The sequence below is a fragment of the Virgibacillus halotolerans genome (assembly GCF_016908515.1).
Taxonomy (GTDB): domain Bacteria; phylum Bacillota; class Bacilli; order Bacillales; family Amphibacillaceae; genus Virgibacillus_M; species Virgibacillus_M halotolerans.
Map to the genome: position 1 here is coordinate 15,250 of NZ_JAFBEA010000004.1, position 24,252 is coordinate 39,501.

General features: G+C 40.6%; 23 protein-coding genes. 4 read left to right on the forward strand and 19 right to left on the reverse strand.

The genetic code is table 11. From position 1 onward, the window contains the following. Positions 1–25: 25 nt before the first annotated feature. The 6 genes from JOC34_RS11255 to JOC34_RS11280 all read right to left on the reverse strand — a co-directional run bounded on the left by JOC34_RS11255 (position 26) and on the right by JOC34_RS11280 (position 6,552). Entirely contained in the window at positions 26–1,336 is a 1,311-nt protein-coding gene (locus JOC34_RS11255; protein ID WP_205136867.1) for a hypothetical protein, read from the reverse strand. Positions 1,337–1,384: 48 nt separating this feature from the next. Further along, positions 1,385–3,208 (reverse strand): polysaccharide biosynthesis protein, encoded by a 1,824-nt coding sequence (locus tag JOC34_RS11260; protein WP_205136868.1) that lies wholly within the window; start codon positions 3,206–3,208, stop codon positions 1,385–1,387. A gap of 250 nt (positions 3,209–3,458) precedes the next feature. Beyond that, positions 3,459–4,109: a response regulator gene (locus tag JOC34_RS11265; protein ID WP_205136869.1), complete on the reverse strand. Its 651-nt coding sequence runs from the start codon at positions 4,107–4,109 to the stop codon at positions 3,459–3,461. A 45-nt stretch (positions 4,110–4,154) separates the two neighbouring features. Then, positions 4,155–4,919 carry a tyrosine-protein phosphatase gene (locus JOC34_RS11270; RefSeq protein ID WP_205136870.1) on the reverse strand — a complete coding sequence of 255 codons (765 nt, stop codon included), beginning with the start codon at positions 4,917–4,919 and terminating at the stop codon, positions 4,155–4,157. Between the two features lie 189 nt (positions 4,920–5,108). Beyond that, a complete protein-coding gene (locus JOC34_RS11275) occupies positions 5,109–5,813 on the reverse strand; it encodes a CpsD/CapB family tyrosine-protein kinase (protein WP_205136871.1) in 705 nt (234 codons plus the stop codon). Continuing rightward, on the reverse strand, positions 5,803–6,552 hold the full coding sequence (locus JOC34_RS11280) for a YveK family protein (RefSeq protein ID WP_205136872.1): 750 nt from the start codon (positions 6,550–6,552) through the stop codon (positions 5,803–5,805). The genes JOC34_RS11275 and JOC34_RS11280 overlap by 11 nt, the downstream gene beginning before the upstream one ends. 301 nt (positions 6,553–6,853) lie before the next feature. Between JOC34_RS11280 and JOC34_RS11285 the strand changes: the two genes are divergently transcribed. Beyond that, complete coding sequence (locus JOC34_RS11285) at positions 6,854–8,137, forward strand: C40 family peptidase (protein WP_239544326.1); 1,284 nt, start codon at positions 6,854–6,856, stop codon at positions 8,135–8,137. 361 nt (positions 8,138–8,498) lie between these two features. On the opposite strand, the gene JOC34_RS11290 is transcribed toward JOC34_RS11285, so the two are convergent. Then, positions 8,499–9,449 (reverse strand): NERD domain-containing protein, encoded by a 951-nt coding sequence (locus JOC34_RS11290; RefSeq protein ID WP_205136873.1) that lies wholly within the window; start codon positions 9,447–9,449, stop codon positions 8,499–8,501. 265 nt (positions 9,450–9,714) lie between these two features. On the opposite strand from JOC34_RS11290, the gene JOC34_RS11295 reads away from it, so the two are divergent. From JOC34_RS11295 to JOC34_RS11305, 3 genes are all read left to right on the forward strand, one after another. Further along, entirely contained in the window at positions 9,715–10,065 is a 351-nt protein-coding gene (locus JOC34_RS11295; protein ID WP_205136874.1) for a hypothetical protein, read from the forward strand. Between the two features lie 74 nt (positions 10,066–10,139). Next, positions 10,140–11,066 carry an RpnC/YadD family protein gene (locus tag JOC34_RS11300; RefSeq protein ID WP_205136875.1) on the forward strand — a complete coding sequence of 309 codons (927 nt, stop codon included), beginning with the start codon at positions 10,140–10,142 and terminating at the stop codon, positions 11,064–11,066. Between the two features lie 170 nt (positions 11,067–11,236). Then, positions 11,237–11,464, forward strand: a complete 228-nt coding sequence (locus tag JOC34_RS11305; RefSeq protein ID WP_205136876.1) for an RpnC/YadD family protein — start codon at positions 11,237–11,239, stop codon at positions 11,462–11,464. A gap of 146 nt (positions 11,465–11,610) precedes the next feature. Here JOC34_RS11305 and JOC34_RS11310 read toward each other — a convergent pair whose 3' ends face one another. The 12 genes from JOC34_RS11310 to JOC34_RS11365 form a co-directional block, all read right to left on the reverse strand. Further along, on the reverse strand, positions 11,611–13,545 hold the full coding sequence (locus JOC34_RS11310; protein WP_205136877.1) for a BglG family transcription antiterminator: 1,935 nt from the start codon (positions 13,543–13,545) through the stop codon (positions 11,611–11,613). 95 nt (positions 13,546–13,640) lie between these two features. Then, positions 13,641–14,960 carry a 6-phospho-beta-glucosidase gene (locus JOC34_RS11315; protein WP_205136878.1) on the reverse strand — a complete coding sequence of 440 codons (1,320 nt, stop codon included), beginning with the start codon at positions 14,958–14,960 and terminating at the stop codon, positions 13,641–13,643. A gap of 91 nt (positions 14,961–15,051) precedes the next feature. Continuing rightward, the gene (locus JOC34_RS11320; protein ID WP_205136879.1) at positions 15,052–15,189 is read right to left on the reverse strand and encodes a hypothetical protein; all 138 of its coding nucleotides are present in this window, start codon (positions 15,187–15,189) and stop codon (positions 15,052–15,054) included. A 17-nt stretch (positions 15,190–15,206) separates the two neighbouring features. Next, positions 15,207–16,595, reverse strand: coding sequence for a glycoside hydrolase family 1 protein (locus JOC34_RS11325; protein ID WP_239544327.1), 1,389 nt, complete (start codon positions 16,593–16,595; stop codon positions 15,207–15,209). A gap of 11 nt (positions 16,596–16,606) precedes the next feature. Then, positions 16,607–16,912 (reverse strand): PTS sugar transporter subunit IIA, encoded by a 306-nt coding sequence (locus JOC34_RS11330; protein WP_205136880.1) that lies wholly within the window; start codon positions 16,910–16,912, stop codon positions 16,607–16,609. Positions 16,913–16,968: 56 nt separating this feature from the next. Next, positions 16,969–18,264, reverse strand: a complete 1,296-nt coding sequence (gene celB / locus JOC34_RS11335; protein WP_205136881.1) for a PTS cellobiose transporter subunit IIC — start codon at positions 18,262–18,264, stop codon at positions 16,969–16,971. A gap of 20 nt (positions 18,265–18,284) precedes the next feature. Next, on the reverse strand, positions 18,285–18,593 hold the full coding sequence (locus JOC34_RS11340) for a PTS sugar transporter subunit IIB (protein ID WP_205136882.1): 309 nt from the start codon (positions 18,591–18,593) through the stop codon (positions 18,285–18,287). Between the two features lie 445 nt (positions 18,594–19,038). After that, positions 19,039–20,067, reverse strand: a complete 1,029-nt coding sequence (locus JOC34_RS11345; protein WP_205136883.1) for an ABC transporter substrate-binding protein — start codon at positions 20,065–20,067, stop codon at positions 19,039–19,041. A gap of 27 nt (positions 20,068–20,094) precedes the next feature. Beyond that, positions 20,095–20,904 (reverse strand): ABC transporter ATP-binding protein, encoded by an 810-nt coding sequence (locus JOC34_RS11350; RefSeq protein ID WP_205136884.1) that lies wholly within the window; start codon positions 20,902–20,904, stop codon positions 20,095–20,097. Further along, on the reverse strand, positions 20,904–22,025 hold the full coding sequence (locus tag JOC34_RS11355) for a FecCD family ABC transporter permease (protein WP_205136885.1): 1,122 nt from the start codon (positions 22,023–22,025) through the stop codon (positions 20,904–20,906). The genes JOC34_RS11350 and JOC34_RS11355 overlap by 1 nt, the downstream gene beginning before the upstream one ends. A gap of 447 nt (positions 22,026–22,472) precedes the next feature. Continuing rightward, a complete protein-coding gene (locus tag JOC34_RS11360; protein ID WP_420856139.1) occupies positions 22,473–23,225 on the reverse strand; it encodes a carbohydrate ABC transporter permease in 753 nt (250 codons plus the stop codon). A gap of 74 nt (positions 23,226–23,299) precedes the next feature. Next, positions 23,300–24,232, reverse strand: coding sequence for a carbohydrate ABC transporter permease (locus tag JOC34_RS11365; protein ID WP_205136887.1), 933 nt, complete (start codon positions 24,230–24,232; stop codon positions 23,300–23,302). Positions 24,233–24,252 lie beyond the last annotated feature (20 nt).

Genomic DNA, 24,252 nt, shown 5'->3' on the forward strand with positions numbered 1-24,252 from the left:
GAATAATTCTTTCACCTAAATTATTTTAAGTTATCTTTCGAATAAAATAATTTATTGCTTTTGATAGAACAGGCATTCCAAGTATTAATATCAATCCATAACCAATTAAATGATGTCTAATTGCAGTTCCCCAATTAACCGTCCCAAAGGACCATAATAATTCCATTAAAATAAACAGGATCATTAATTGATACGAAAAAGTTTTCTTTAATCCTTTACTTTTTTTCAAATACTTTATTGCAGCAAAAATCAATATAATTCTAAATATATTTTCTATCGCAGCATATATATCCATTACGGACGTTAGTTGCCACGGAAATGGTGCTATCATATAATTAATGAATACTAAAGGCGCTGTGAGTATAACCATATAAATATTATTAGTATTAAGTTCAACCCCATATTGGGCCCTAGAGTCTAAGGAAATACCACCATCTCTATAGTTGTCTACATAAGATGTTATATCTCCCTTTAAGATCGCATCACTTGCTTGAGTTGAAATTCCAAAAACATTTAAAAACGCTATAAAAAGCATTAATACTATTGTGGTTAATAAAATTCTGATCAATAAACTATTAATTCTAAGACTGCCTTTTAATGTTTTATTTAAAGCAATACCTATAATTACAAATGTAAATGCCAATAACCCATTATGAAGCATGCCTAACATAAAAACTACAATAAAAAACTTCACAAACAAGATAAAGCTAAATTTCCCTCTCTTCATCGCCAAAATAAAGTAATAGACAGACATCAAAAAAAATAGAATTTGATAAGGTTCCCTCATTGTTATTGAGGTATAAATAATCATACCTGGTAATAAACCAAAGAAATAAACTAGATAAGTATTATATGTCGAACCATATAAGTTTTCAGCTATTTTCAACAAATAACTAACTGATATAATGAATATTAGAATAGACAACATTTCTCCAGAAAATTTAGAAACCCCAGTAAGATTAAAAACAATAGCTAGATAATTTTCATATAATTGGGATCCGGTATTTATTAAATTTATATCGAAATCATATTGTGAGATATAAGCGGCATTTTTAAAAAAACCACTAGCGTCTGCCCCTGCACCATATATAGTAAAAAAGTTATTGTTTATTAAAGATATTACGGCTTTCAAAAAAAACATAATTAAAATAGCAATAACTGTATTTATATTCTGTACGAATACTTTCTGAGTAACAATATAAAACAAAGTTAAAATAACTAATATTACACCAAACCAGTCTTCTGGTTTCACGGCTATTAATAAAGCAAATGGAGAAATTAATATAAAAAAGGTAAATATATTTTTATTGTTCACTACTTTAATAGTTGAGTTCATTTTAGTCTCTTCCTAATCTATTAATTAAGTTTCCTAAAACACGCCTTTCTAATTCTTCGCGGTCATCAATTTTTGTTCCATAAACACAATCTCCATCAGCTTGTCCTTCAATTCAATCGAAGAAAAGTAATCAAATTGATCAATCAAAGCATCCAACTGCTTTCGGTCCACCTCAACTGTCCGCCCCACATATATCTTATCATAAACCTCTCCAGGCAATATTTCATCCTCGCCCAAGAGTTCCTCATACATCTTCTCACCAGGTCGTATTCCTGCGAATTCTATTGGAATTTCTTCCTCTGTATAGCCTGATAGTTTAATAAGATTCTTAGCCAGGTCAACTATTTTCACAGGTTCACCCATATCCAGGACGAAGATTTCTCCGCCTTTGGCGAGTGTTCCCGCCTGAATGACTAATCTCGATGCCTCTGGAATTGTCATAAAGTAACGCGTCATTTCCGGATCTGTGACGGTAACAGGCCCACCTTTTTCAATTTGTTTCTTAAACAGTGGAATCACACTACCACGGCTTCCAAGTACGTTACCAAAACGTACAGCAACAAAATTCGTCTTGCTATGCTGGGATAAGTCCTGAACAACCATTTCTGCGACGCGTTTGGTTGCGCCCATCACGTTTGTTGGATTTACTGCTTTGTCAGTAGATACCATGACAAACGTATTTACACCAAACGTATCCGCAGCTTCTGCGACATTTTTCGTGCCAATGATATTGTTCTTCACCGCCTCATGTGGGTTAAATTCCATTAACGGTACATGCTTATGTGCCGCCGCATGATAGATAATGTTCGGCTGATGCTGATCCACAATTTCAAAAATCCGTTTACGATCTTGTACATCACCAATCACCGCTACAATTTCCGTGCCACATTCCCCAAAGCTTTCTCGGAGCTCCATATTAATCGTATAAATGCTGAATTCTCCGTGCCCCACAAGCACGATTTTGCTTGGTGTAAAGCGCATCAACTGGCGACATAATTCCGATCCGATTGATCCACCTGCACCGGTAACCATGACCGTATTGCCTGTCACATATTCGGATATCGCATTGATGTCCAGTTCAACAGGTTCGCGTCCCAATAAATCCTCCACTTCGACATTTTTCAAGTGGCTGACGGACACCCTCCCTGTCATCAAATCTTCAATTTTGGGGATCATTTGGACCTTCGCATTTGTTCTTGCACATTGTTCCACGATTTGCTCGAGTGCGCCATTCTTCATCGAAGGGATTGCAATCACGATATGTTCAATCTTTTCGCTGTCGACAATTTCTGGTATATCTTTGACCTTGCCTAGTACAGACAGATTATAAAGCTGCATTTTTTGTTTGGTAAGATCGTCATCTACGAATCCAACTGGCTGCATTTCATTGTTATGTTCATTCTTTAACTGCCGGGCGATCATTGCGCCAGCTGAGCCAGCTCCCACGATGAGCGTGCGTTTTCGTTTTCCTTTGTTTGCTATGTATCGATCCCGATAGATGCGCCATATAAATCGCGAACCACCAATGAAGATAATGTGCAACATCCACGTAACAAGTAATGCCCGGCGATAGATCACAAAATCATTCGCCAAAAATTGCACAATACCCGTTGCAATAATCGACAATGTAACTGCTTGTACAATTGCTAGCAGTTCACCCACACTCGCATAGGACCAAACCTTGTTATACAGATTAAATATAAATGCAAATAAATGATGAAAGATTAAGAGTGCAATTACACTAATAACAATGGCTTCGGTTTTCAATATGGATTCAAAAGGATAAACAATCCATGATGCGACAAAAATCGCAGTACTGATAATGATGGAATCAAGGATAATCAGTAATGTCAATCGGCTTCGATAGGTCAATACGCTCACTCCTTTCTTTGCTGTTTTTTACAAGATGTTTTTGAATTTGTATACTTTCATAATATTGCTGTTTTTCGTTGCATAATGAACGATTCGTGTCGTTCCCACCCTCACATGTATCCACTTGTTAATTAATCGTGCCAATGCGTTCATGGGGCACCATCATTTCTAGTCATAATTGCCAAAAAAAGACACAGGTACATCATACTAAATACCCTGTCATAATATAAGTGACTTTTGGCAAATAAAGTCACAATCCCTGTAGAAAGCCTATGACTTCATTGCGTTTTCGCAGTCCTATCTTATTATAGATGTCACTGATATAATTTTTTATCGTCCCTTCACTGAGAAATAACTTTTGAGCCATTTGGTGATTACTCGTATCTTGCATTAACAAGTAGGCAATATCCATTTCTCTTCTTGTTAAATAGATATAATGATTCTCCAACTTTTCGGCTAATATTTCTTTTTTATCATATTTATATTCCCTTAGTTTCCGGGCAAGAATCCTTGTTGCTTCTCCAGAGAGCACAATCTGATCCTCATAAACGTCACGTATCGACCGAACTAACCGCTTCGCATCCAGCTTTTTTAATAAAAAGCCATCCGCTCCGGCACTGAGTCCTGCTGTGATAATATCTTCATCCGCAAGATCCGACAATAATATAACTTTTACTGTTGGGTAGTTTTCTTTGATGTAGGCGGTCGTTTTAATGCCATCTATTTTTGGCATATACACATCCATGAGCACAATGTCAGGCTGTAATTGCTCCAATTGTTTGAACGCTTCTTGTCCATGTTCTGTCATACCGACAACTTTGATATCTGCTACAGCCGAAATTAAGGCATTTACTCCTTCTCTAAATAGCCCTTGATCCTCTATTAGCAACACCTTTATCATCTGAAAGACCCCTTTTTAGATAAATGTTTGCTTTTCCTTCCCACATTAAAACAATCCGAGAATCTTTTTCTTTTTAATCATCATTGGTTCCATTTTATTGACGGTGCTATTATCAACGAGCAATTGGCTGTTTTCCAAGAAGGTGTAGAAATAATCACTGCCGTAGTGATCCTTCATATAGCGATAAGCTTCCTTCAAGCAAAAACCCCGTGTCGTTGTATTATGTGCATCTGATGCAATAAAATGAGTGAGATTCGCTTCCACCAGCTGGTTCGTGAATTTTTGAATGTTTTTCCCAAATTTACCGATGAGGCTTGCTGCTGTAATTTGTGTGAGAGCGCCCTTCCTGACAATTTCATACAGTTTTCTCGGGTTTTGTATCAATTCCCTGTTTCGTTCTGGATGGACAATAATGGGTGTGTAGCCTGCCACTTGAATATCAAATAACAGTTGCTGCGTATATCTGGGTACACTATCAGAAGGATATTCAACAAAGAGGTATTTGGTGTCGTGTAACGGTTGAATGATGCCACGCTTGATTGCTTCAATCATATCCCCGTTGATGCGTGTTTCTTGTCCTGCGAGTATAGTAAGTGGGATGTCTTCTTTAACCAATAGTTCATTTAAAATAGCCACATTACGAATAATGCTGTTCCGCTCGTTGTCATATTTACCATTTCCGTAATGCGGTGTCGCTATGATCGTATCGATTCCTTGTGTGTAGGCCGCTTTTGCCATCTCAATACTCTCTTCTTCTGTTTTTGCCCCGTCATCAATCCCTGGTAGTATGTGGCAATGTATATCAATCATGTCGGACGCCCCCAGTATTTGTAATTTGCTGTACTTAACCTATTTCCTTTATCTAATTGTAATAATCATCTTTTTTGTAATTTCTTTAAAAATAGGTCGATAGCACTAATACTAGTTTACCATTAATGTCACAATCTTCAAGTAAAAAACAGAGAAACTCCTTGCTTTTATTCGCAAAGAGTTTCCCATTTAGTTGTTACCATAATAGTAATAATAATTATTCGACTTGTCCTTCTCCCGATCGTTAAGAACGGTACCTAGCAGTTTCGCTTTTGCCGGTTCCAGTGCTTCTTTCGCTTTGATTGCAGCTTCCAGTTCGGTTTGCTTACTTCTGATTACAAGTAGAGATCCATCTACAATGTTCGCAAGTACTTGTGCATCGGTTACAGCCAAGGTGGGCGGAGTATCGAATATTATCAGATCATAGGTGACTTTCGCATCGCTCAAGAGCTGCTCCATTCGTTTGGACGCAAGTAACTCGGATGGATTGGGCGGAATCGGCCCACTGGAAATAATATCCAGGTTATCCACTTCCGAGTTATTGGTGGCTGTTTCCAGCGTACTTTCTCCAACGAGCACATTGCTCAGTCCTTTTAAATTATCCAGACGGAACGTGTAATGAACGGTAGGTTTTCTTAAATCCGCATCAATCAGCAAGACCTTTTTCCCTTGCTGGGCATAGACGACCGCAAGATTCGCCGTGGTCATCGACTTCCCATCCGTCGGACCTGCCGACGTCACCAGAATCGATCGAAGTTCTTCATCGACAGAGGCAAACTGCAAATTCGTTCTCACGGTACGATATTGCTCAGAAACTGGTGAACGTGGATTCAGCTTTGCAATCAGATGTCTAACCGTACTATTTTTTTTAGATTGATTCTTTTTACGCGCCATCATAGCCACCTCTTTTCGACCGATTGGGTTGGAAATTATAATGATTCCCGCGGACATCCTCATCTTTAATATGAGAAATCACCCCTAGCACAGGTAGACCCAGCTTTTTCTCGATATCATCCTCTGTTGTGATGGTGTTATCCAGGTATTCCAGTAAGAAGGCAACACCGACACCGACCATCGCTCCAAGGACAATCGCGATCGCAATATTCAACATTGGATTCGGTGCAACTGGGGACGGACTCGGGCTCAGTTCCGCTTCCGATAGTACACTTACGTTTTCGACATTCATAATATCGGCAATTTTATCCTGAAAGATTTCCACTGTTGTATTTGCCAGTTCAACCGCTACTGCCGGGTCTTCATCCGTAACTGTGACGGTAACTACTTGTGAGTTCTCTTCACTGGCCACTTGGATTTTTTCACTTAATGCACCAGCGGAATATGGTAAATGAAGTGTATCGATAACATCATCTAAAATAGCGGGGCTCTTCAGCACGACATTATATGTATTTATCATCTCCACATCGGAGCGAATCTTATCAGCACTATATTGTTCATCCTGATCTTGTTTTCCCTGATTCACGATGAACTGCGAACTAGATTGATAGGTTGGGGTTAATATAAAATAACTTACAATCGCCGCAATCAAAGCTGTGCCTAGAATAAATACAATAATCATCAACAAGCGTTTCTTTAATACCTCAAATATTTCCTTGAGGGATATTGTTTCTTCCATGTTGTACCTCCGTCTTTTTGCTCATAAAATATGATAATAAATCCTATTTCTTGACAATACAATCGACATTATATCATATTCTATTTGGCTTTTGTTTACTTTTTCGAATTTTTATCTTTTTTTGAAGTTGATCTTCGTATGGTTCGGAAGTCCCTCTTTTATGTCCTCTTTTTATGTCCTTTATTACATGCAGATTACAAATGGATTACAAATACGGTAATCATCTATGAAAATTATGGAAATATAGCTATACTGATAGATACTATTAAGTAATTTTGTAGAATAAAGGGGGAAACATCGGTTGGCCAATAAAAAGATTCTCATGTCCGTAACCGCATCGGCAGCGATTGCATCTGCAGTTTTTGTCGCTGACGAAGCAGAAGCAGCATCATATAAAGTAAAAAGCGGTGACTCGCTATGGAATATAGCTCAGAAATATAACACGAGCGTTTCTAGTTTAAAATCTATCAATAAATTGTCGGGCGATCTTATTTTCCCGAATCAAGTGATTGAAACAAGTAAAGGTAATTCATCCAACTCTAATAGCAGCTCTAAATCAAACTCTAATTCCACTAGTACATCTACATATACAGTTAAAAGTGGTGATACCCTTAGCGGCATCGCATCGAAACACAAAGTTTCCCTTAGCAATTTAATGAAATGGAATAACTTAAATACTACATTAATCTACCCTGGGAATAAACTGTCTGTGAACTCAAGTGGCTCTACATCAAGTAGTGGATCATCTAGTTCGAGCAGCAGTTCCAGTTCAAGTAGTTCTTCCAAAACTTACACGGTTAAATCTGGGGACTCTTTATCCAAAATTGCATCACAAAAAGGTGTATCCGTTGCTAACTTGAAAAAGTGGAACAACTTAAAATCTGATCTTATCTTAGTCGGTCAGAAATTGGATTTAAAAGCAGGATCAACTTCTGGCGGATCATCGAATAAGGGCAATAGCTCTAGTTCAAGTTCAGGCAAAACGAGCTCTTCCACCGTTTATGTCGTTAAATCTGGTGACTCATTATCTAAAATCGCATCACGACATGGTGTATCAGTCGCAAATCTTAAAAAGTGGAACAACCTAAGCTCTGATCTTATTCACATCGGCAAGAAACTAAACTTGAAAGCTGGTAGTAGCAGTAATAGCTCGAGCGGCAACAAGGGTGGTAGCAGTAGTTCATCAAGTTCAGACAAAGGTTCATCTACTAGTGCCGGTTATAATGTAAACACACTTATCAGCACAGCTAAAGGCGTGCAAGGTACTAAATATGTATGGGGCGGCGCAACAACAAGCGGCTTCGACTGCAGTGGATTTATCCATTACGCATATAACAAAGCTGGAAAGAGCATGTCACGTCTATCAACAGACGGCTACTTTGACCGCTCACACTATGTGAACAGCCCACAAGTAGGAGACCTCGTCTTCTTCTCAGGCACTTATAGAAGTGGAATCTCACACATGGGAATCTACATCGGAAACAACCAATTCATCCATGCAGGTACTTCAACTGGCGTAACAATCACCAGTCTGGATAACCCGTACTGGAGCCAGCACTTCGATAGCTTTAAACGTTTCTACTAGAATACTAGAGTGACGGACTCCCGGGCAGCTTACGCTGCCCGGGAGTCTTTTTTTGTGGGGGTGTGGGGGTATCGTCAGATCACACATAGATACCCTATGCCTATTTGGTGCTGCTCCGGCCCGATTCGGTGTGCCTCTCTCCCGATTTGAGACTATCCTGGCCTGATTCAGTGCACCTCTCTCCTGTTTTGAGACTGCTCCGGCCCGATTCGGTGTGCCTCTCTCACGATTTAAGACTACCCTGGCCTGATTCAGTGCGCCTCTCTCCCGATTTGAGACTGCTGTGGCCTGATTCAATGTGCCTTTCTCCCAATTTCCTGCTGCTCCAGCCTGATTTGTTTGTATATAGCAGGCCCTTAAATTAATATTTAAACCATCTTCTTCGCTTTTCATCGTTGGTCAATCCAGCTTCTTCCATTAGTTTTGTAGCTACATTTTTCGATTTGAAGTTTAAGAACTTCCTACATTCAGAGTTGTTCATCCATGGCTTAATTAACAATAAATAATCGGCGATTGCTCGTCGGTGCGCATTACGGGATTTATGATTGCATTTTGTGCATCTCCATCCACTGTGCACCCGCGCCATCCCCAACCACCCACACTTCGGGCATTGTACACCCGGCAGTAGATCCTGCACCTTAACGCCGTGGACTGCCATAATATCCCTGTCATATTCCCTGCATCCGCGGAGTAACATGTCGCCTATTTTTCTATGCTGTATTTTTGCTGCGCCACTGCTGGCTACTTCTTCATTTTTATCTAACAGTTTCCTCGGTAATCCTGCGGCATGGGATACCACTTTTGCAGCCGCCTCCCTGTCACCGATCACATTGATAATCGTGCTTGGCTCACTAATTGCGATGAAATAATAGATTGGAATGTTGGAGAGTTGATGCGCGCGTAGCCATTGCTGCAGTTTGAATTTCTGGAGTTCGACCTGGTTAAGCGGGTACAGGTATCCACTTTCTACCTTACCATCATCCCTGATAAACTGTTCAAGGATCGTGTCGAATGTCACCTTACTCTTATAATTTTTACTATCTATGAGGAAGATTGCATATGGTGTGATAATGATCGTATCCATTTGCGCATTACTTCCAGCAATATTGATACACACGTCATATAAAATAGTGAAATCATCCGCCAAAAAGTTAGTATAGTAATCTACCTTTTGCTCCCCAATATAGCCCTTATAACATTTCGATTGCTCATGTTTCGCCTCCTCTAATCTCGGAAAGGTCGGTCGCAAACGGGGTATCATTGCATCATATTTTTGCAAAACAAGTGGTTTCTTTCTCCCTTTAATAATCATAGCAAGCCCCCTTATGGTTCATCTTTTATGTATAGCTTACTATTTTATTAAAAAAGGTCAAAAAGTGAAAATGCTGTTTTCCGAATTTAGATCGATCGAAAATCACTGCAGGTAAACCCAACTTAAAATTTTCATCAAAATATATCGCATAAAAAGGAAATTCATGCAGCCATTGGTTAATTTTAATAGATTTGAAAAGAAGAAATGTCATGTTTTGTTCGTATATTTTTGTGCTATAATTAAATCATAATGGGAGGTGAAACAAATGCAAAAAGAAGATCAGATTTTAGAAATGCTTGAACAGATCATTGGTACACAAGGTGAACATGGCAAGAAGTTGGATGAACATAGCAAAAAATTAGACAAGCATCAGGATATATTGGATAACCACAGTGCTACATTGCAAGAACACGGACAAATTCTGCGGGCCTTGCTATCTGGACAGGAAACATTAAAAGCGGAAGTAGATGGCATGAAACTATCCAACGCAAGAGAATTTGGTGACATTAAAGAAGAACAGCGCATTATCTCGACAAAGTTTGAACTCTTGCGTGAAGACACATGGGCAAACAAAGTAAATATACATCGGATGAAAAATACAATGGGTATGAATTAAACATTACTTTCATTTTTGTTCCCCCTAACATCTCAGATAACACCCCCAAACAAAAGCCATAAAGGTGTGAAAACATGTCACCAACGACATTAGTACGTGAAAAAACAAACGACTACACACATCATGACCAGCTATTCAAACAATTAATCCACCTATTTTTCGAAGAATTTTTAGAGGCATTTTTCCCTGATGTACATCAGCACATTGATTTCACTGCCATCCACCCATTATCCGAAGAAGTATTCACCGACTTATTCGAAGGGGAAAGCAGGAGAGCGGATATCGTCATTGAAACAAAGCTAAAGGGCGCAGAAACACTGCTCATTATTCATGTTGAACCACAAAGCTATACGCAACCTGAATTTCATGAACGCATGTATCATTATTTTAGTCTTTTATATAACAAATACAGAAAACCTATTCTGCCAATTGCCGTTTTCAGTTACGACGAATATCGCAATGAACAGGACACGTTTACAATCGCCTTTCCATTCCTTCATGTATTAACTTTCAACTTTTTAATGTTGGAGTTAAAGAAATTGGACTGGCGAAGCTATATCAAATCAAATAACCCTGTTGCAGCGGCATTGTTAAGCAAAATGGGGTATAATGAAAAAGAGAAAGTACAAGTCAAAAAGGAATTTTTACGAATGATCGCTAGAATGGAGTTAAATCCGGCAAAAGCAAGATACATTAATGATTTCTTTGAGCGATACCTTATTCTAAACAAGATTGAGGAGGAAGAATTGATGAAGGAAATTAACGAACTGGATAATGCGGAGGAAATCTTCAAATTAACCAACTCATGGGAAGAAAAAGGCATTGAGAAAGGCATTGAAAAAGGTATTGAAAAAGGTATTGAAAAAGGCAAAAGAGCAGAGAAAAGAAAAATTGCTTTAGAAATGCTGAAAGAAGGCTCTTCTGCTGATTTTGTTGCTAAGGTGACGAAACTGGATATAGATGAAATTGAAGAGATGAAAGTGCAGTTTAAAGAACAATAAAGTAATCCTATAAATCAGCTTCCTAGCATATCGCTGGGATTGTTTTTTCTTTTTTTTATAAAAAAGAAGGTGGTAGAGCTAGAATGGAGCTCAACCCGGCAAAAGCAAGATACATTAATGATTTCTTTGAGCGATACCTTATTCTAAACAAGATTGAGGAGGAAGAATTGATGAAGGAAATTAACGAACTGGAAAACGCGGAGGAAATTTTCAAATTAACCAACTCATGGGAAGAAAAAGGCATTGAGAAAGGCATTGAAAAAGGCAAAAGAGCAGAGAAAAGAAAAATTGCTTTAGAAATGCTGAAAGAGGGATCTTCTGTTGATTTCGTTGCTAAGGTGACGAAACTAGATATAGATGAAATTGAAGAGATGAAAGTGCAGTTAAAAGAACAATAAAACACTTCATTTAAATATTACTATTAACACACAAGGCATTCATCCCCCAAATGAAATAGGGGGATGAATGCCTTTTTTCATGAAATTGGGCTGTCGACTGATTTGAACTGCTTATCTCCCGATTCGTCTCTCTCATGCGCCTCCCACTACGCTTCCACCAGCATTTTCATAAATTCCTCATACGTACCAGCTTTGATCAGGTTTTGTACGATGCTGGGGCTGTCGATGATGTTCCCTAATAGCTCATACATTGGCTGCAAGTCTTCTTGGCTATTCTTCTTTACACTTAGTACGCAAATAAATTGGACGGGCTTGTCGTTCCAGCTTATTGGCTTTTTCAGTGTGCAGATGGATAAGAATGTTTCGTTGGAATGTGGTGTGATTGGATGTGGGATGGCGATCAAGTTCCCAAAGGAAGTTGGTGCGACCTTCTCCCTTTCGTAGATGGCGGGGAGGAAATCTGGGTCAACGTATCCTTTTTCCAATAGTTTGCTGTGCATAAATGCCAGTGCTTCTTCTTTCGTCGCAAATTCCTTTTGTAAGAATGTGCGCGCTTCCTGGAAGTAAGTGAAAACATGTTGCTTATTATCGATGACGACTTTTTCTATTTTTTCTATATCCTGATTTCCTAAAATAGCATTGACTTCAATAACTGGTACGGGCAAGTTTTCCTCGATCGGGATCGAACTGACGATAAAGTCGATCTCATTTAAATTGTATTGGTGCAACTTGTAATATTCTGTTGTGCCAATAATATCGAGGCTGCTGCCGAATTGGGAGCGCAGTTTATAGTAAATTAATTTTGCCGTGCCGAGTCCGGATGCACAAACAATCAGACAGCGTTTGGCGTCTGATATTAATTTCCTCCGTTCCATGGCAGCGCCGATATGCAGCGTGAGATAGCCAATTTCATTTTCATCGATGATTGTTTTGGTTTGCTTTTCGATGGCTAGGCCGGCGATAATTCCCGCCTCAAATGCCAATGGATAGTTCTTTTTAATATCCTCGATCAGGGGGTTTCTGATATTCATCCCGTATTTATAGCGATTTACTGCCGGTTTTAAATGCAGGGATAGGGCGATAATCAGTTCTTTATCCTCTTTTATTCCTAAATTCAGTTCCGCTTCAATTTGTTCCAATGCATTTGTTACGATGTTAAGAATCTCCTGATCCATCACCTGTTCAACGACTTTTCCCCCGGATGTTGTTTGGGAAAGCATTTTTGTGCCCAGTAAATGAATCGCGATATAGGCGGTTTCTTCTTGCGGAAAGTCAACTTGCAGCTTTTCCTCTACTTCGCTGACGATTTCTTTTGCGACTTGGTATTCTTTTTGTTCAATTATTTCCTTTATTTCTGCTTGATACAGTGTGACATGGTAACCGCTTTTAATTCGTTTATAGGCAATCGCCATATGAATTAACAGGTTGTTGATCGCGATATCGGAGAGGGTAATCTGATGTGCTTTGATCTGACTAATGATAATTGCATAAATGGTATCCAGTATTTCCTTGTCAATGAGATTGAATTGGGAAGCATCTCCATCCCAGCGTTCCCCGATTTTCCCCCTACGATCAAATACATATTCGGCCATACAATAGCGCATCTTAAACTCATTCCCATTCACTTTCAGGCCATAATTGGGTCGTGATTCGACAACGATATCATATGCGGAAAGTACTTTTTTTACTTCGATTAAGTCATTTTGAATGGTTGATTTGCTGACGTATATTTCATCTGCTAAATCATCCAGTTTGATATAAGCGTCATACAGCAATAACCGTTTGATTACGTAGGCGATCCGCTCTTCTGGCGTTTTTGGGACGTTGGCATCATTTGTGATCGATAAAGTTTGTAAATAGTCGCGGAACTGCGCTTCATCGGTAATATGCAATTGATACCCCTGCCCCATGATGGCATCAATGGATGCACCATGATCGGCCAGTAAGGCATCTAGGTTTTTCACATCATCCCTTGTCGTACGTGACGTAACCTGATTAATATTGGCTAAAAACTTACCTGTAATGGGCGATTGAACGGCCATTAATTCTCGTAATATTATTTTCATTCTGGAGTTCAACATCATGTCTTTTCTCCTTTAACTGCGTCTCTCGTTTAACATTTACTGCCGAAAAGGCTCTGATTCAACAGCGAACCAGAACCCTTGCAAAATTCCCATTATACAATAGACAGATGGAACTGTGGCAAATAGTCCATATGTGCTTCCACCATCTCATCCAATATTTCCTTTGCGACCGAATCGGAAGGGACGAGTGGATTAATTGTCATTGCTAGTAAAGCCGTTTGATAATTTCCTGTAACGGCTGCTTCTGCAGCAACCCGTTCAAAGGATTTGATTTGTTGCACAAGCCCCCTGACAGGCACAGGCAATTCACCGATATGGATTGGCTTCGGACCCTCTTTTGTAATCAAACAACTCACTTCCACAGCCGAGTCAGCCGGAATACCCGCGATGGCACCGTTGTTTCTTACATTCACTGGTTGGATATCCTGTTTATCGTTGTAGATGGAATGAATCAAACTGCAGGCTGCATCACTATAGTGCGCTCCACCACGTTCTTCCAATTGTGGGGGCTTGGTCGTTAATGTCGGATCGCTATAAAGTTTAAATAAATCCTTTTCCAACTTTTGCACGACTTGGGCACGTGTTCCATTTTCCGCAAAGTCCTGTTGTTCTTGTTCCAGCATGTTGCTCGTTTGGTAATAATAGCGATGATATGGACATGGCAATACGCCCAATGCTTGGATGAAGTCTTTTTCCCAGCCGAGATCCACGATATTTTTCATTGTCATTCCGGCACCGTTTGTCAATTTTTCGATCACGGTTTCTGTTATGATTTGGCCGTCTAAATACACTTCCAAACCATAGACCATATGATTTAATCCTGCAAAATCAATCCGCACCCTAGTCGGATCTACTTCAAGCATTTCTGCAACACCCATCTGCATCCCAATCGGCACATTACATAAACCGATTGTTTTCTTGATATTACTATACCGCAGAACGGCTTCCGTTACCATGCCTGCCGGATTGGAAAAATTAATCAGCCATGCGCCCGGGCAAAGCGTTTCGATATCTTTACAAATATCTAGGATTACGGGTATCGTGCGCAAGCCTTTGAATAATCCCCCGGGACCATTTGTTTCCTGACCAATTACTCCGTATTTCAATGGAATGCTTTCATCCTTCGCCCGTGCTTCCAATTGCCCAACACGGATTTGCGTGGTTACAAAATCCGCACCGGGTAATGCTGTTTTTCGGTCCAATGACAAATGAATTTTCATCGGTACGCCGGCTTTTTCCACCATCCGCTTTGCCAGTGCACCAACAATTTCCAGCTTTTCTTTTCCCGCTGGAATATCTACGAGCCAGAGTTCGCGAATCGGTAATTCCTCATACCGATTGATAAATCCTTCAATCAGCTCTGGCGTATAGCTCGATCCGCCGCCAATGGTTACAATTTTGATTCCGTCCATTTATATCACTCCCCTATCTGGTATACGTGTCCTGGCTGTGGAGGGACGCTTGCGCGAGAGGTACACTAACTCGCGCAACACGCTGCTCCACTCATGCGGGAGATGCCTTAACTCGCGCGACTGCACCAACAACTCGTGCGACTGCTCCACTTACTCGCGCAACTGCACCATCTACTCGCACGACTGCTCCACTTACTCGCGCGGCAGCACCTCCAACTCGCGCAGCCACGCCCGTGCGCTCACACTTTAAAATCCATTATTCTCCGATACTTCCTTAATCCAATGCGCACTTTTCTTCGGTGTCCGTTGCTTTGTTTCGATATCGACGGAAAAGAATCCATAGCGATTTTTATAGGCATTCATCCATGACCAATTGTCCATCGTTGACCACAAATGATAGCCTTTTGCGTTACATCCTTCTTCGATCGCCTTGTGCAGCCATTTTAAGTGTTCGCGGATAAATTCAATCCGGTAATCATCCTGGATTTCACCGTCTTGTTCAAATCGGCCTTCATCCTGTACGCCCATTCCGTTTTCCGATATAAATGATTCGATATTACCGTAGTTTTCTTTCAGGTTGATCATAATGTCGTAAATGCCCTTTTCATAAATCTCCCAGCCACGGTATTTGTTCATTTTTCTTCCTGGCATTTCATAATTATCGAAGAACCAGTCAGGCATGAATGGACCATATGGATTTGGCAAGTGCTCCTTCGCTTTGACACGTCGTGGCTGATAATAATTCACGCCGAGAATATCTGCAACGCCCGCTTTTAAGAGTGCTTTATCACCTTTTTCCGTGACAGGCAATTGCCCATGTTCGCGTAAAATGTCGATCAGTTCTGCCGGGTATTCCCCTAATACCGACGGATCCAAAAAGCTTCGATTAAAGAATAAATCCGTTATACGGGATGCCTTTAAATCCGCCGGGTTGTTACTTCTCGGATAAGATGGTGTCAGGTTTAAGATAATGCCAATCTGTCCTCCTGCAATGTTACAGGTGCGGAAAGCTTCCACTGCCTTCGCGTGTGCAATCATGGTGTGATATGCAACCTGCGCGGCGCGTCTTGCATCGACAACATTTGGATAGTGGAAATCGTACAAGTAGCCACCTTCAACTGGAACAATTGGCTCGTTAAATGTAAACCATTTTTGCACACGATCCCCGAATAAATGAAAAGCTTCCTTTGCATAAGCGGTATAGGCGCTGACGACTTCCCTGCTTTCCCAGCCGCCTTCCTCCTGTAATTCAAGGGGCATATCGAAATGAAACAGGTTTACAAATGGCTCAATATCATTGGCAATCAGCTCGTCAATCACATTGTTATAAAATGTTACCGCTTCTTGATTCACTTCACCCCGTCCACCTGGAATAAGCCGTGACCAGGAAATCGACATGCGAAATGTATTATGGCCAATTTCTTTCATTAATTGGATGTCTTCTTTATAACGGTGATAAAAGTCAGATGTTGATTCCGGTCCAACATTGTCAAAGAAACGATTGGGTTCTTTTTCATACCAGTGATCCCAGATATTTTTCCCTTTTCCACCTTCATCCGTAGCACCTTCAATTTGTGTAGCTGATGTTGCACTTCCCCACCAAAAATCTTTCGGAAATTTATAATGTATCGTCATTGCTATGCCTCCTATTTGTTACGATAAATTTCGATGATTTCTACTGCTAAATCTCTGACTGTCATTGATGTCATCAGGTGATCCTGGGAGTGGATCAGCATCACATTAATGAGATTTTGTTCGCCATTGGCTTCTTTTTGCAATAAACTGGTTTGGTAATGGTGCGCCTTCCCCAATTCTTCTCCCGCTTCTTCTATTAATTGATCCGCTGCCGCGAAATCTCCAGCCTTCGCTTCCTGGATTGCTTCCATCGCGTTGGATTTTCCATTTCCTGCGTATAAAATAATTTGAAAAGCAACTTCTGTCATTTCGTCCATGTGCAATTCACCTCTGAAGTCTCGTAATTTATTTTTCTGTGATGTAGCGTGCGTATCTATTCTGATTTCGTCTCTTCTTTTTGTTCATTTTCATAATAATTTTTATCTAATATTTTCAAGAACGGCCACCAGATAATCATTACAATAAATAGGTTAAAGGCTTGTAATACGCCGCCCTGCCAAGCATTACCCGTTGCTAAAAATCCATTTAAAATGGGTGGTGTTGTCCATGGAACGATAATTCCTGCTGGCGGCGGAACCAATCCCGTCGACATCGCAAAGTACGTGATCACCGTAATAATCACTGGAGCGACTAGCCATGGGATAAGCACTAATGGGTTCATGATGATTGGAAGCCCAAAGATAATCGGCTCATTCACGTTAAAGAGACCCGCTGGCGCGCCCAGTTTTCCTAATTCTTTCAGTTGCCGGCTTCGACCGATTAAAAAGATCAAAATAATGACGGCCAATGTCATACCGGATCCCCCCATACCAACGAGGAAGGAATCAACAAATTGCTTGGTTACAATGTTCGGTAGCTCTGTCCCCGCCTGGAAAGCGGTCAAGTTTTGATCGTTTAATGCATACCAGATTGGATCAAACACAGAGTTCACAATAATTTGGCCGTGCAATCCAAAGAACCAGAAGACTTGAATCAATAGTACCGCAATAATCGTAGCAGGTAATCCACTACCAAGTACTGTCAGTGGTTCCTGAATGATCGTATAAATGAAATTTTGCACCGTGTCGAATGGTGTGAAACTGAATATAATCCGAACGGCTAAAAATGCCGTAAGTGTGAATGTGATTGGAATTAACGCATTAAATGATTTGGAAACGGCCCCCGGAACACCGGCAGGCATCTTAATCGTCCATCCTTTGCCAACGAAAAACCGATAAAGTTCTGCCGAGATAAAGGCAGTGAAAATACCAAGAAACATACCTTCCGCACCAAGGACTGCTGTTGGTATGACGCCTTCTACCCCATCCAGCACTTGTGGCGTTAATATAAGAAACGAAGCAAACGCAACAACCCCGCCATAAATTGCTTCACCTCCATAATGCTCGGTTAATTTATACCCAATTCCTATGATGACGAAGGTCCCCATGATGCTCAGTGTCGCAGCGGACGCCGGACCGAGCAAGTCCTGGTAGGTGGCAAATGCTTCCTCCCCAATCAACTTATCAAGGAAAGGAAAGTTTGCGATAACAACGAATATCGATCCGAAAATAATCAGTGGCAATGCCACCATAAATCCATCACGTAAAGCGGTTAAATAACGGTTATTATTCAGCTTGTCTGCGATCGGCAATAAAAAGTCCTCTAAATACTGCATAAATTTATTATTCATGATTCTCCCCCGCTCCCTTTTTACTCAGCCATTAACTCTAGTGCTTTATTCAAAACGGCTTCCCCGTCCACTCGTCCGTACGCCATCGCGTCGATAACATCTAGTGGGATGCCAACTTCATCCGCAACCTTACCAAGCTTCTTCTTCATAAAACGCATCTGCGGACCAATTAACAAAACATCCGCCTTTTCCATATCCTGCTTGGCCTTGTCCTGACCCACAGCCCAAATGTTTACTTCAATTCCCTTTTTCTCCGCAGCCTCCTCCATTTTAGAAACTAGTAAACTTGTAGACATACCTGCTGAACACGCTAGTAATATATTTTTCATCAAAATTCCTCCTAGAATTGTTTCATTTATGATTATGAATCTACTATTATTATATGATGTAAACGCCTACAACTACACACATTGATTTTCCGTTAGATGGAGGAAATGATTAAACGCTTACTTGGGGGAGGGAAACGGCGTTGTGGCCCGATTTAGGTACGCACTTTCCCGATTGACCGGTGTTGACGCCCGATTTCGATGCGTGCCCTCCCGATTGGCTGGTACTGGCGCCCGTTTTCGATGACCCAATTGCACATTTCCTCAGGAATCCACAGTAAAATTCATACAAAAAAACGCAACAAAAAATGCTTTTAACACCTGCTTTTTTTTGTTGCGTCATGCTATTTAATCAACTATTATATTGGCTAAACTTAAAATGAATACAATATTTAACGAGTCATATATCATTCATTTCCTATCGCATGGCATCTTCCGTATTTTAAACTCACCTAAACTTTTCTGGATAAAAGCCTTCCGTCAATATTTTTAACCCACGCGTTACGCGAACGTTTCCTGTTGTATCTTCTACTTGTGCGGCGATATAGTTATTGTTTTTAACCGCAGTTACATCCTGCAGTGAAGCGTTGTTGGAAACCAGTTTTTCTAAATCTTCCGGTTCTGTTCCACAACAATACGACATCACAATCACATCTGGGTCACGATCCACCACTTCTTCCCAGCTGGTATCAAAGAGATACTCATCTTCATCAGCGAAAATGTTTTCCCCACCCGCAAGTTCGATGAGGTTATTATCTAAAGAGATGCCGCCTGACACTTGTGCAGATCCAGAGTCACCGCCACTCATTAACAGTACTTTTACGGGCTCATCGACATCGCCAACCTGATCTGTAATATCATCTATTTCTTCTTGCATCGATTGGATGAGTGTTTCTCCGCGTTCCTCCACACCGAAAATTTGTGCAACTTCTTCAATTTCTTTGTAAACCATATTTTCCACTGTTTCTGGTTTCTCTGATTCCGTTACATAAGCATTAATCCCCAATTTATCCATTTCTTCCACTGTACCTACACCATTTTCAGTAAAAGTTCTTTCTGATCCAATGAGAAAATCAGGATCAGCATTTAACAGTACTTCCTTAGATGGATAACCATCCTCCGCTAGAATCGGGACGTCTTTTAATTTCTTTTCATATTCGGGTGGTGTATTTTCAGTAACAATCGAATAACCCACAAGCTTATCCTCCAGGTCAAGTGCTGCAAAGAGTTCGGCCTCTTGTTGATACAATGCAACAGCTCGCTCAGGAGGCTCCTCGAATGTTACATCGCGATCCGCATTATGGATTGTCACAGGATAGGACCCTCCTGCTTCTTTTTCTTTCTGATTATCTGTTTCATTCCCTTGATCTTTGGAGGATGTATCCCCGTTGCCATCACTTGATGAACCGCAACCAGCTATCAGTATTGCGCTAAAAAAAAGGACCAAAATAACAGCTAAGCCATGTAATTTTTTCATGTTCCATCTCCTTCTAATTTTTTATTATTAAATATGCAGCGACTTCCTTTTATCATCTTCACTTGCCTGTAACGTACTGGACAAAAAAGTGATATGTGTCTTGCCTGTAATAGGATGCTTGATAATGCTTGTGTTCACACGAAATACTTCTTGTAATGTTTCTTCCTCTAATACTTCTTCTGGAGACCCGGATTTCACAATCTTGCCGTCCTTCATCACATAAATCCGATCACAATAACTGGATGCAATGTTTAAGTCATGCAGTGCAGCGATCACGGTAATATTTAATGTTTTCACTAAATCCATCAATTGAAGTTGGTGATGAACATCCAAGTGATTCGTCGGTTCATCAAGCACAAGGACCTTTGCTTGTTGTGCCAATGCGCGAGCGATCATCACCCGTTGTTTTTCCCCGCCGGATAATGTCGTAATACTTCTATCACTGTACGCAGTCAAGCCTACCTTTTGCAGTGCCTCATCTGCAATATGTCCATCTCCTATGGTATCGGATTCCATCATTTTTTTATGTGGGGCACGTCCCATCAGTACGAGTTCTCTAACGGAAAAATCAAACAGACCGCCTGATTCCTGGCTAACAACTGCCATTTTCTGTGCCGTTTTTTTAGCGGAGAGCGCATAAATATCTTCATGATCCAGGGTGATTTTTCCGCAATCCGGTTTATTTACACGATATATATTTTTGAGCAGAGTAGATTTTCCACTCCCGTTTGGTCCAATAATTCCCACGAACTCGCCAGGCTTGGCCTGCAGATAAATATCAGAAATAATTTGTTTTCCCTGCATACTGAATGACACATCATCAACATTTAGCTGCATTATGAGCCACCTCCAAACGAATACGAACTTTTTCGTAATAACCAGATGAAAAACGGTCCGCCCGTTAAGGCTGTCACAACACCAATCGGTATTTCTTGCGGAGCAACCAGTAGTCTCGCAGCAACATCAGCCCACATCATAAAAATAGCCCCTAGGAACAGACTAATCCAAAGCACCCTTCTATGATCGGAACCGACCAGCAAACGAACAACATGCGGAATCATCAAACCCACGAATCCGATTGCCCCACTGACGGAAACGAGCACACCTGTCAGTAACGATATAATCACGATTAACAGTTTTTGAAATACGTGAATGTTTATTCCCAGTGTAGCTGCTGTTTCTTCCCCCATGAGCAATATATTAAGCGAACGTGATTGAAACAATAAAAAAATAAAGGTAGCAATAACAGGGATACCTGCAATAGGCAACATCTCCCAGTCAGCCCCGACCAAACTGCCCATCATCCAAAACAAGGCACTATGAACCTTATCATCATCAGGAGCAGATATAACAATAAAATCCGTAACAGCACTTAAAATCATAGATAAGGCGATACCGGAAAGTAATAGACGGGTTGTTGAAATACGTCCACCTACTTGCGCCAGATAAAAAACGGCAATAATCGCTAGAAGCGCTCCAAGAAATGCAGCAAATGAAAGCGCGTATTGGCCAAATATCTGAAAAGCACCTGTCAGTATAACAAGTGTAGCGCCGACAGAAGCACCGGATGACACGCCTAAAATATAGGGATCTGCCAAAGAATTTCTGACGAGCGCTTGGATGCCGGTTCCGGCCAACGCCAGTCCTGCGCCAATGATTGCACCGAGCAGCACACGTGGAAACCGTATTTCCCATATAATATTATATTGTGCATTTGTCCAATCCCCGTTAACGAGATCTCCTAATAAAGGCGTATGCGATAAAGCAATTTCCCAAACGATGAAGGGGTGAATCGTAACCGGACCGAGCGCCATAGCCAATATGATCGTAAGGATAAGAACAATCGGAAGCGCAAACAACAGTATTTTAAAACGTCTATTATATGTTCGACTATTCTCTTTCTCGTTTTTTTCCTTTTTCTTATTTACTGGTTGTTCTAAAGAAACTTTTTCATTCATTGAAATCTCCTTTTGGATAAAGTGAAACTACATGCTTCCTAGTAGCAAAATTCATCTACTTTTTTATGCTTTGGGTAGTACCTTTTTTAAAATATGTAACACAATTAAACCATAATCCATTTCCATCATAATATAAAACTACATTGCTATCAATAGAATATAGGAAAAAATTCAGCTAATTATAAGATACAGAAGAGTTATTATAAGATGTCTGATATCACTATTATATAATATTGTGTTACTTTATGCCGAGTATAATAACTGATTTAAAGTTGTGCACAGTCTAAATTCGCTTGAACAAGTGGCGATTGTGATAAATAGAAGTTATCATTTCATCGGTTACCGCACCTTTTCCGCCTTGTGAATTACAAAGGATATATCTTTATCTGCTTTCAAGTACACAAAAATCCCATTACTCGTCAGGAGTAATGGGATCAAATTCAGCTGTCATCCTTTCACAGATCCGGCCAACAATCCTCTCACAAAATACTTCCCTAAGAAAATATAGACGAGTAAGGTTGGTAAGGCGGCGAGTAGGGCACCGGCCATTTGGACGTTCCACTGGACGATCTGGCTACCGGATAAGTTTTGCAAGGCAACCATAACTGGCTGTTTGTCGCCGGTTGTGATGGTGACCGCGAATAGAAATTCATTCCAGATATTCGTAAACTGCCAAATCGCAACAACGACAAAGCCTGTAATCGACAGTGGGACAATAATAAAACGGAATATCCCTAGGAAGCTGGCGCCATCAATTTTTGCTGATTCGATCATGGAATCCGGGATGTTCGCATAGAAATTGCGGAACATTAATGTCGTAATCGGCAGTCCATACACCACATGTACGAGGATCAATCCCGGAATTGTATTGTACAAATCGACCGAACGCAGGAATTGGATCATTGGAATTAAAATACTTTGGTACGGGATAAACATGCCAAACAGGATAAATGTAAAGATAATATCCGCACCCTTGAATTTCCACTTTGACAGGACATAGCCATTCATCGCACCAAGCAGTGCGGAAATAATTGTCGCCGGAATGACCAGGTAGATACTGTTCAAGAGATTCGGTTTCAATTTTCCAAACGCCTCTGCATAGGAGCTGAAATCAATCGAACTCGGTAGTGACCACATGGTTGCCAATGATACTTCATCGAGCGGTTTTAAGCTCGTGACGATCATGACATAGATGGGCATTAAGAAGAGAACCGCAACAATGATTAAAATGAAATACTTGATCGCTTTTCCGATACTAAATGTTGGTGTTGTCATTATGCGTCCCCCTTCCTACTGCTCCATAAATAAGGAACAATGAATACTGCGACTGCCAGCAGCATAATAATCGCAATCGCTGCACCGTTCGCATAATAATTTCCTTTGAATGTTGTTTCAAACATATAGACACCGGGCACATCGGTAACGAAGTTTGCACCTGATCCGGTCATTGCATAAACGAGGTCAAATATTTTCAATGAAATATGTGCCATAATAATCACAACGCTCATTGTAATCGGCATGAGCATCGGCAGCACGATTTTTCGATAGATTTGAAATTCACTTGCACCATCCATGCGTGCAGCTTCCCGCATTTCATCGGGGATACCACGCAACCCGGCCAAATACATTGCCAGTGAAAAACCAGTCATCTGCCAAACTGCCGCGATAACGACGGCAATAATTGCAACAGGCACACCAAATTCAATGCTTCCCCACTGAAAGCCAGCGAGAATATTCGTATCCGTGTACCATTTTGGTTCGATACCGAATACACTTAAAAACTTATTGAATCCTGTAGACGGGTTCAGCAACCACTGCCAAACAACCCCTGTCACGACGAAGGATAAGGCCATCGGAAACAAGAAGATATTCCGAAAAATCGATTCACCCTTTAGTTTTTGTTCAATCAGAATCGATAAAACAAGTCCCGTCACAATGACAAGGCCAATAAAAAATATCGTAAAAAATAATGTATTCCTTAAATCCGCTTGGAAACGAAAATCATTGAATAAGTATATATAGTTCTTCAAACCGGCAAATGAAAAATCAGGAACAATGGTATTGTAATTACTTAACGATACCCATCCTGTCCAGCCGATAAATCCGTAAACAAAGACAAGAATCAAAATAATCGATGGAACGAGAAATGCGATTGCAGTCCATTGATCCTTGGATATTTTCTTCTTTTGTTGCTTTGCCATCGCCATCAAAACCCTCCTGACTCCGA

What these genes read in the sequence shown, in the direction of transcription:
- JOC34_RS11345 (WP_205136883.1), bottom strand. Translation starts at nt 20,067, where the DNA reads ATGAAAAAATTACATGGCTTAGCTGTTATTTTGGTCCTTTTTTTTAGC.
- JOC34_RS11355 (WP_205136885.1), bottom strand. Translation starts at nt 22,025, where the DNA reads ATGAATGAAAAAGTTTCTTTAGAACAACCAGTAAATAAGAAAAAGGAA.
- JOC34_RS11290 (WP_205136873.1), bottom strand. Translation starts at nt 9,449, where the DNA reads ATGATTATTAAAGGGAGAAAGAAACCACTTGTTTTGCAAAAATATGAT.
- JOC34_RS11365 (WP_205136887.1), bottom strand. Translation starts at nt 24,232, where the DNA reads ATGGCGATGGCAAAGCAACAAAAGAAGAAAATATCCAAGGATCAATGG.
- JOC34_RS11265 (WP_205136869.1), bottom strand. Translation starts at nt 4,109, where the DNA reads ATGATAAAGGTGTTGCTAATAGAGGATCAAGGGCTATTTAGAGAAGGA.
- celB (WP_205136881.1), bottom strand. Translation starts at nt 18,264, where the DNA reads ATGAATAATAAATTTATGCAGTATTTAGAGGACTTTTTATTGCCGATC.
- JOC34_RS11340 (WP_205136882.1), bottom strand. Translation starts at nt 18,593, where the DNA reads ATGAAAAATATATTACTAGCGTGTTCAGCAGGTATGTCTACAAGTTTA.
- JOC34_RS11360 (WP_420856139.1), bottom strand. Translation starts at nt 23,225, where the DNA reads ATGCCCATCTATGTCATGATCGTCACGAGCTTAAAACCGCTCGATGAA.
- JOC34_RS11310 (WP_205136877.1), bottom strand. Translation starts at nt 13,545, where the DNA reads ATGTTGAACTCCAGAATGAAAATAATATTACGAGAATTAATGGCCGTT.
- JOC34_RS11300 (WP_205136875.1), top strand. Translation starts at nt 10,140, where the DNA reads ATGTCACCAACGACATTAGTACGTGAAAAAACAAACGACTACACACAT.
- JOC34_RS11315 (WP_205136878.1), bottom strand. Translation starts at nt 14,960, where the DNA reads ATGGACGGAATCAAAATTGTAACCATTGGCGGCGGATCGAGCTATACG.
- JOC34_RS11325 (WP_239544327.1), bottom strand. Translation starts at nt 16,595, where the DNA reads ATGACGATACATTATAAATTTCCGAAAGATTTTTGGTGGGGAAGTGCA.
- JOC34_RS11280 (WP_205136872.1), bottom strand. Translation starts at nt 6,552, where the DNA reads ATGGAAGAAACAATATCCCTCAAGGAAATATTTGAGGTATTAAAGAAA.
- JOC34_RS11330 (WP_205136880.1), bottom strand. Translation starts at nt 16,912, where the DNA reads ATGGACGAAATGACAGAAGTTGCTTTTCAAATTATTTTATACGCAGGA.
- JOC34_RS11350 (WP_205136884.1), bottom strand. Translation starts at nt 20,904, where the DNA reads ATGCAGCTAAATGTTGATGATGTGTCATTCAGTATGCAGGGAAAACAA.
- JOC34_RS11305 (WP_205136876.1), top strand. Translation starts at nt 11,237, where the DNA reads ATGAAGGAAATTAACGAACTGGAAAACGCGGAGGAAATTTTCAAATTA.
- JOC34_RS11275 (WP_205136871.1), bottom strand. Translation starts at nt 5,813, where the DNA reads ATGGCGCGTAAAAAGAATCAATCTAAAAAAAATAGTACGGTTAGACAT.
- JOC34_RS11270 (WP_205136870.1), bottom strand. Translation starts at nt 4,919, where the DNA reads ATGATTGATATACATTGCCACATACTACCAGGGATTGATGACGGGGCA.
- JOC34_RS11295 (WP_205136874.1), top strand. Translation starts at nt 9,715, where the DNA reads ATGCAAAAAGAAGATCAGATTTTAGAAATGCTTGAACAGATCATTGGT.
- JOC34_RS11255 (WP_205136867.1), bottom strand. Translation starts at nt 1,336, where the DNA reads ATGAACTCAACTATTAAAGTAGTGAACAATAAAAATATATTTACCTTT.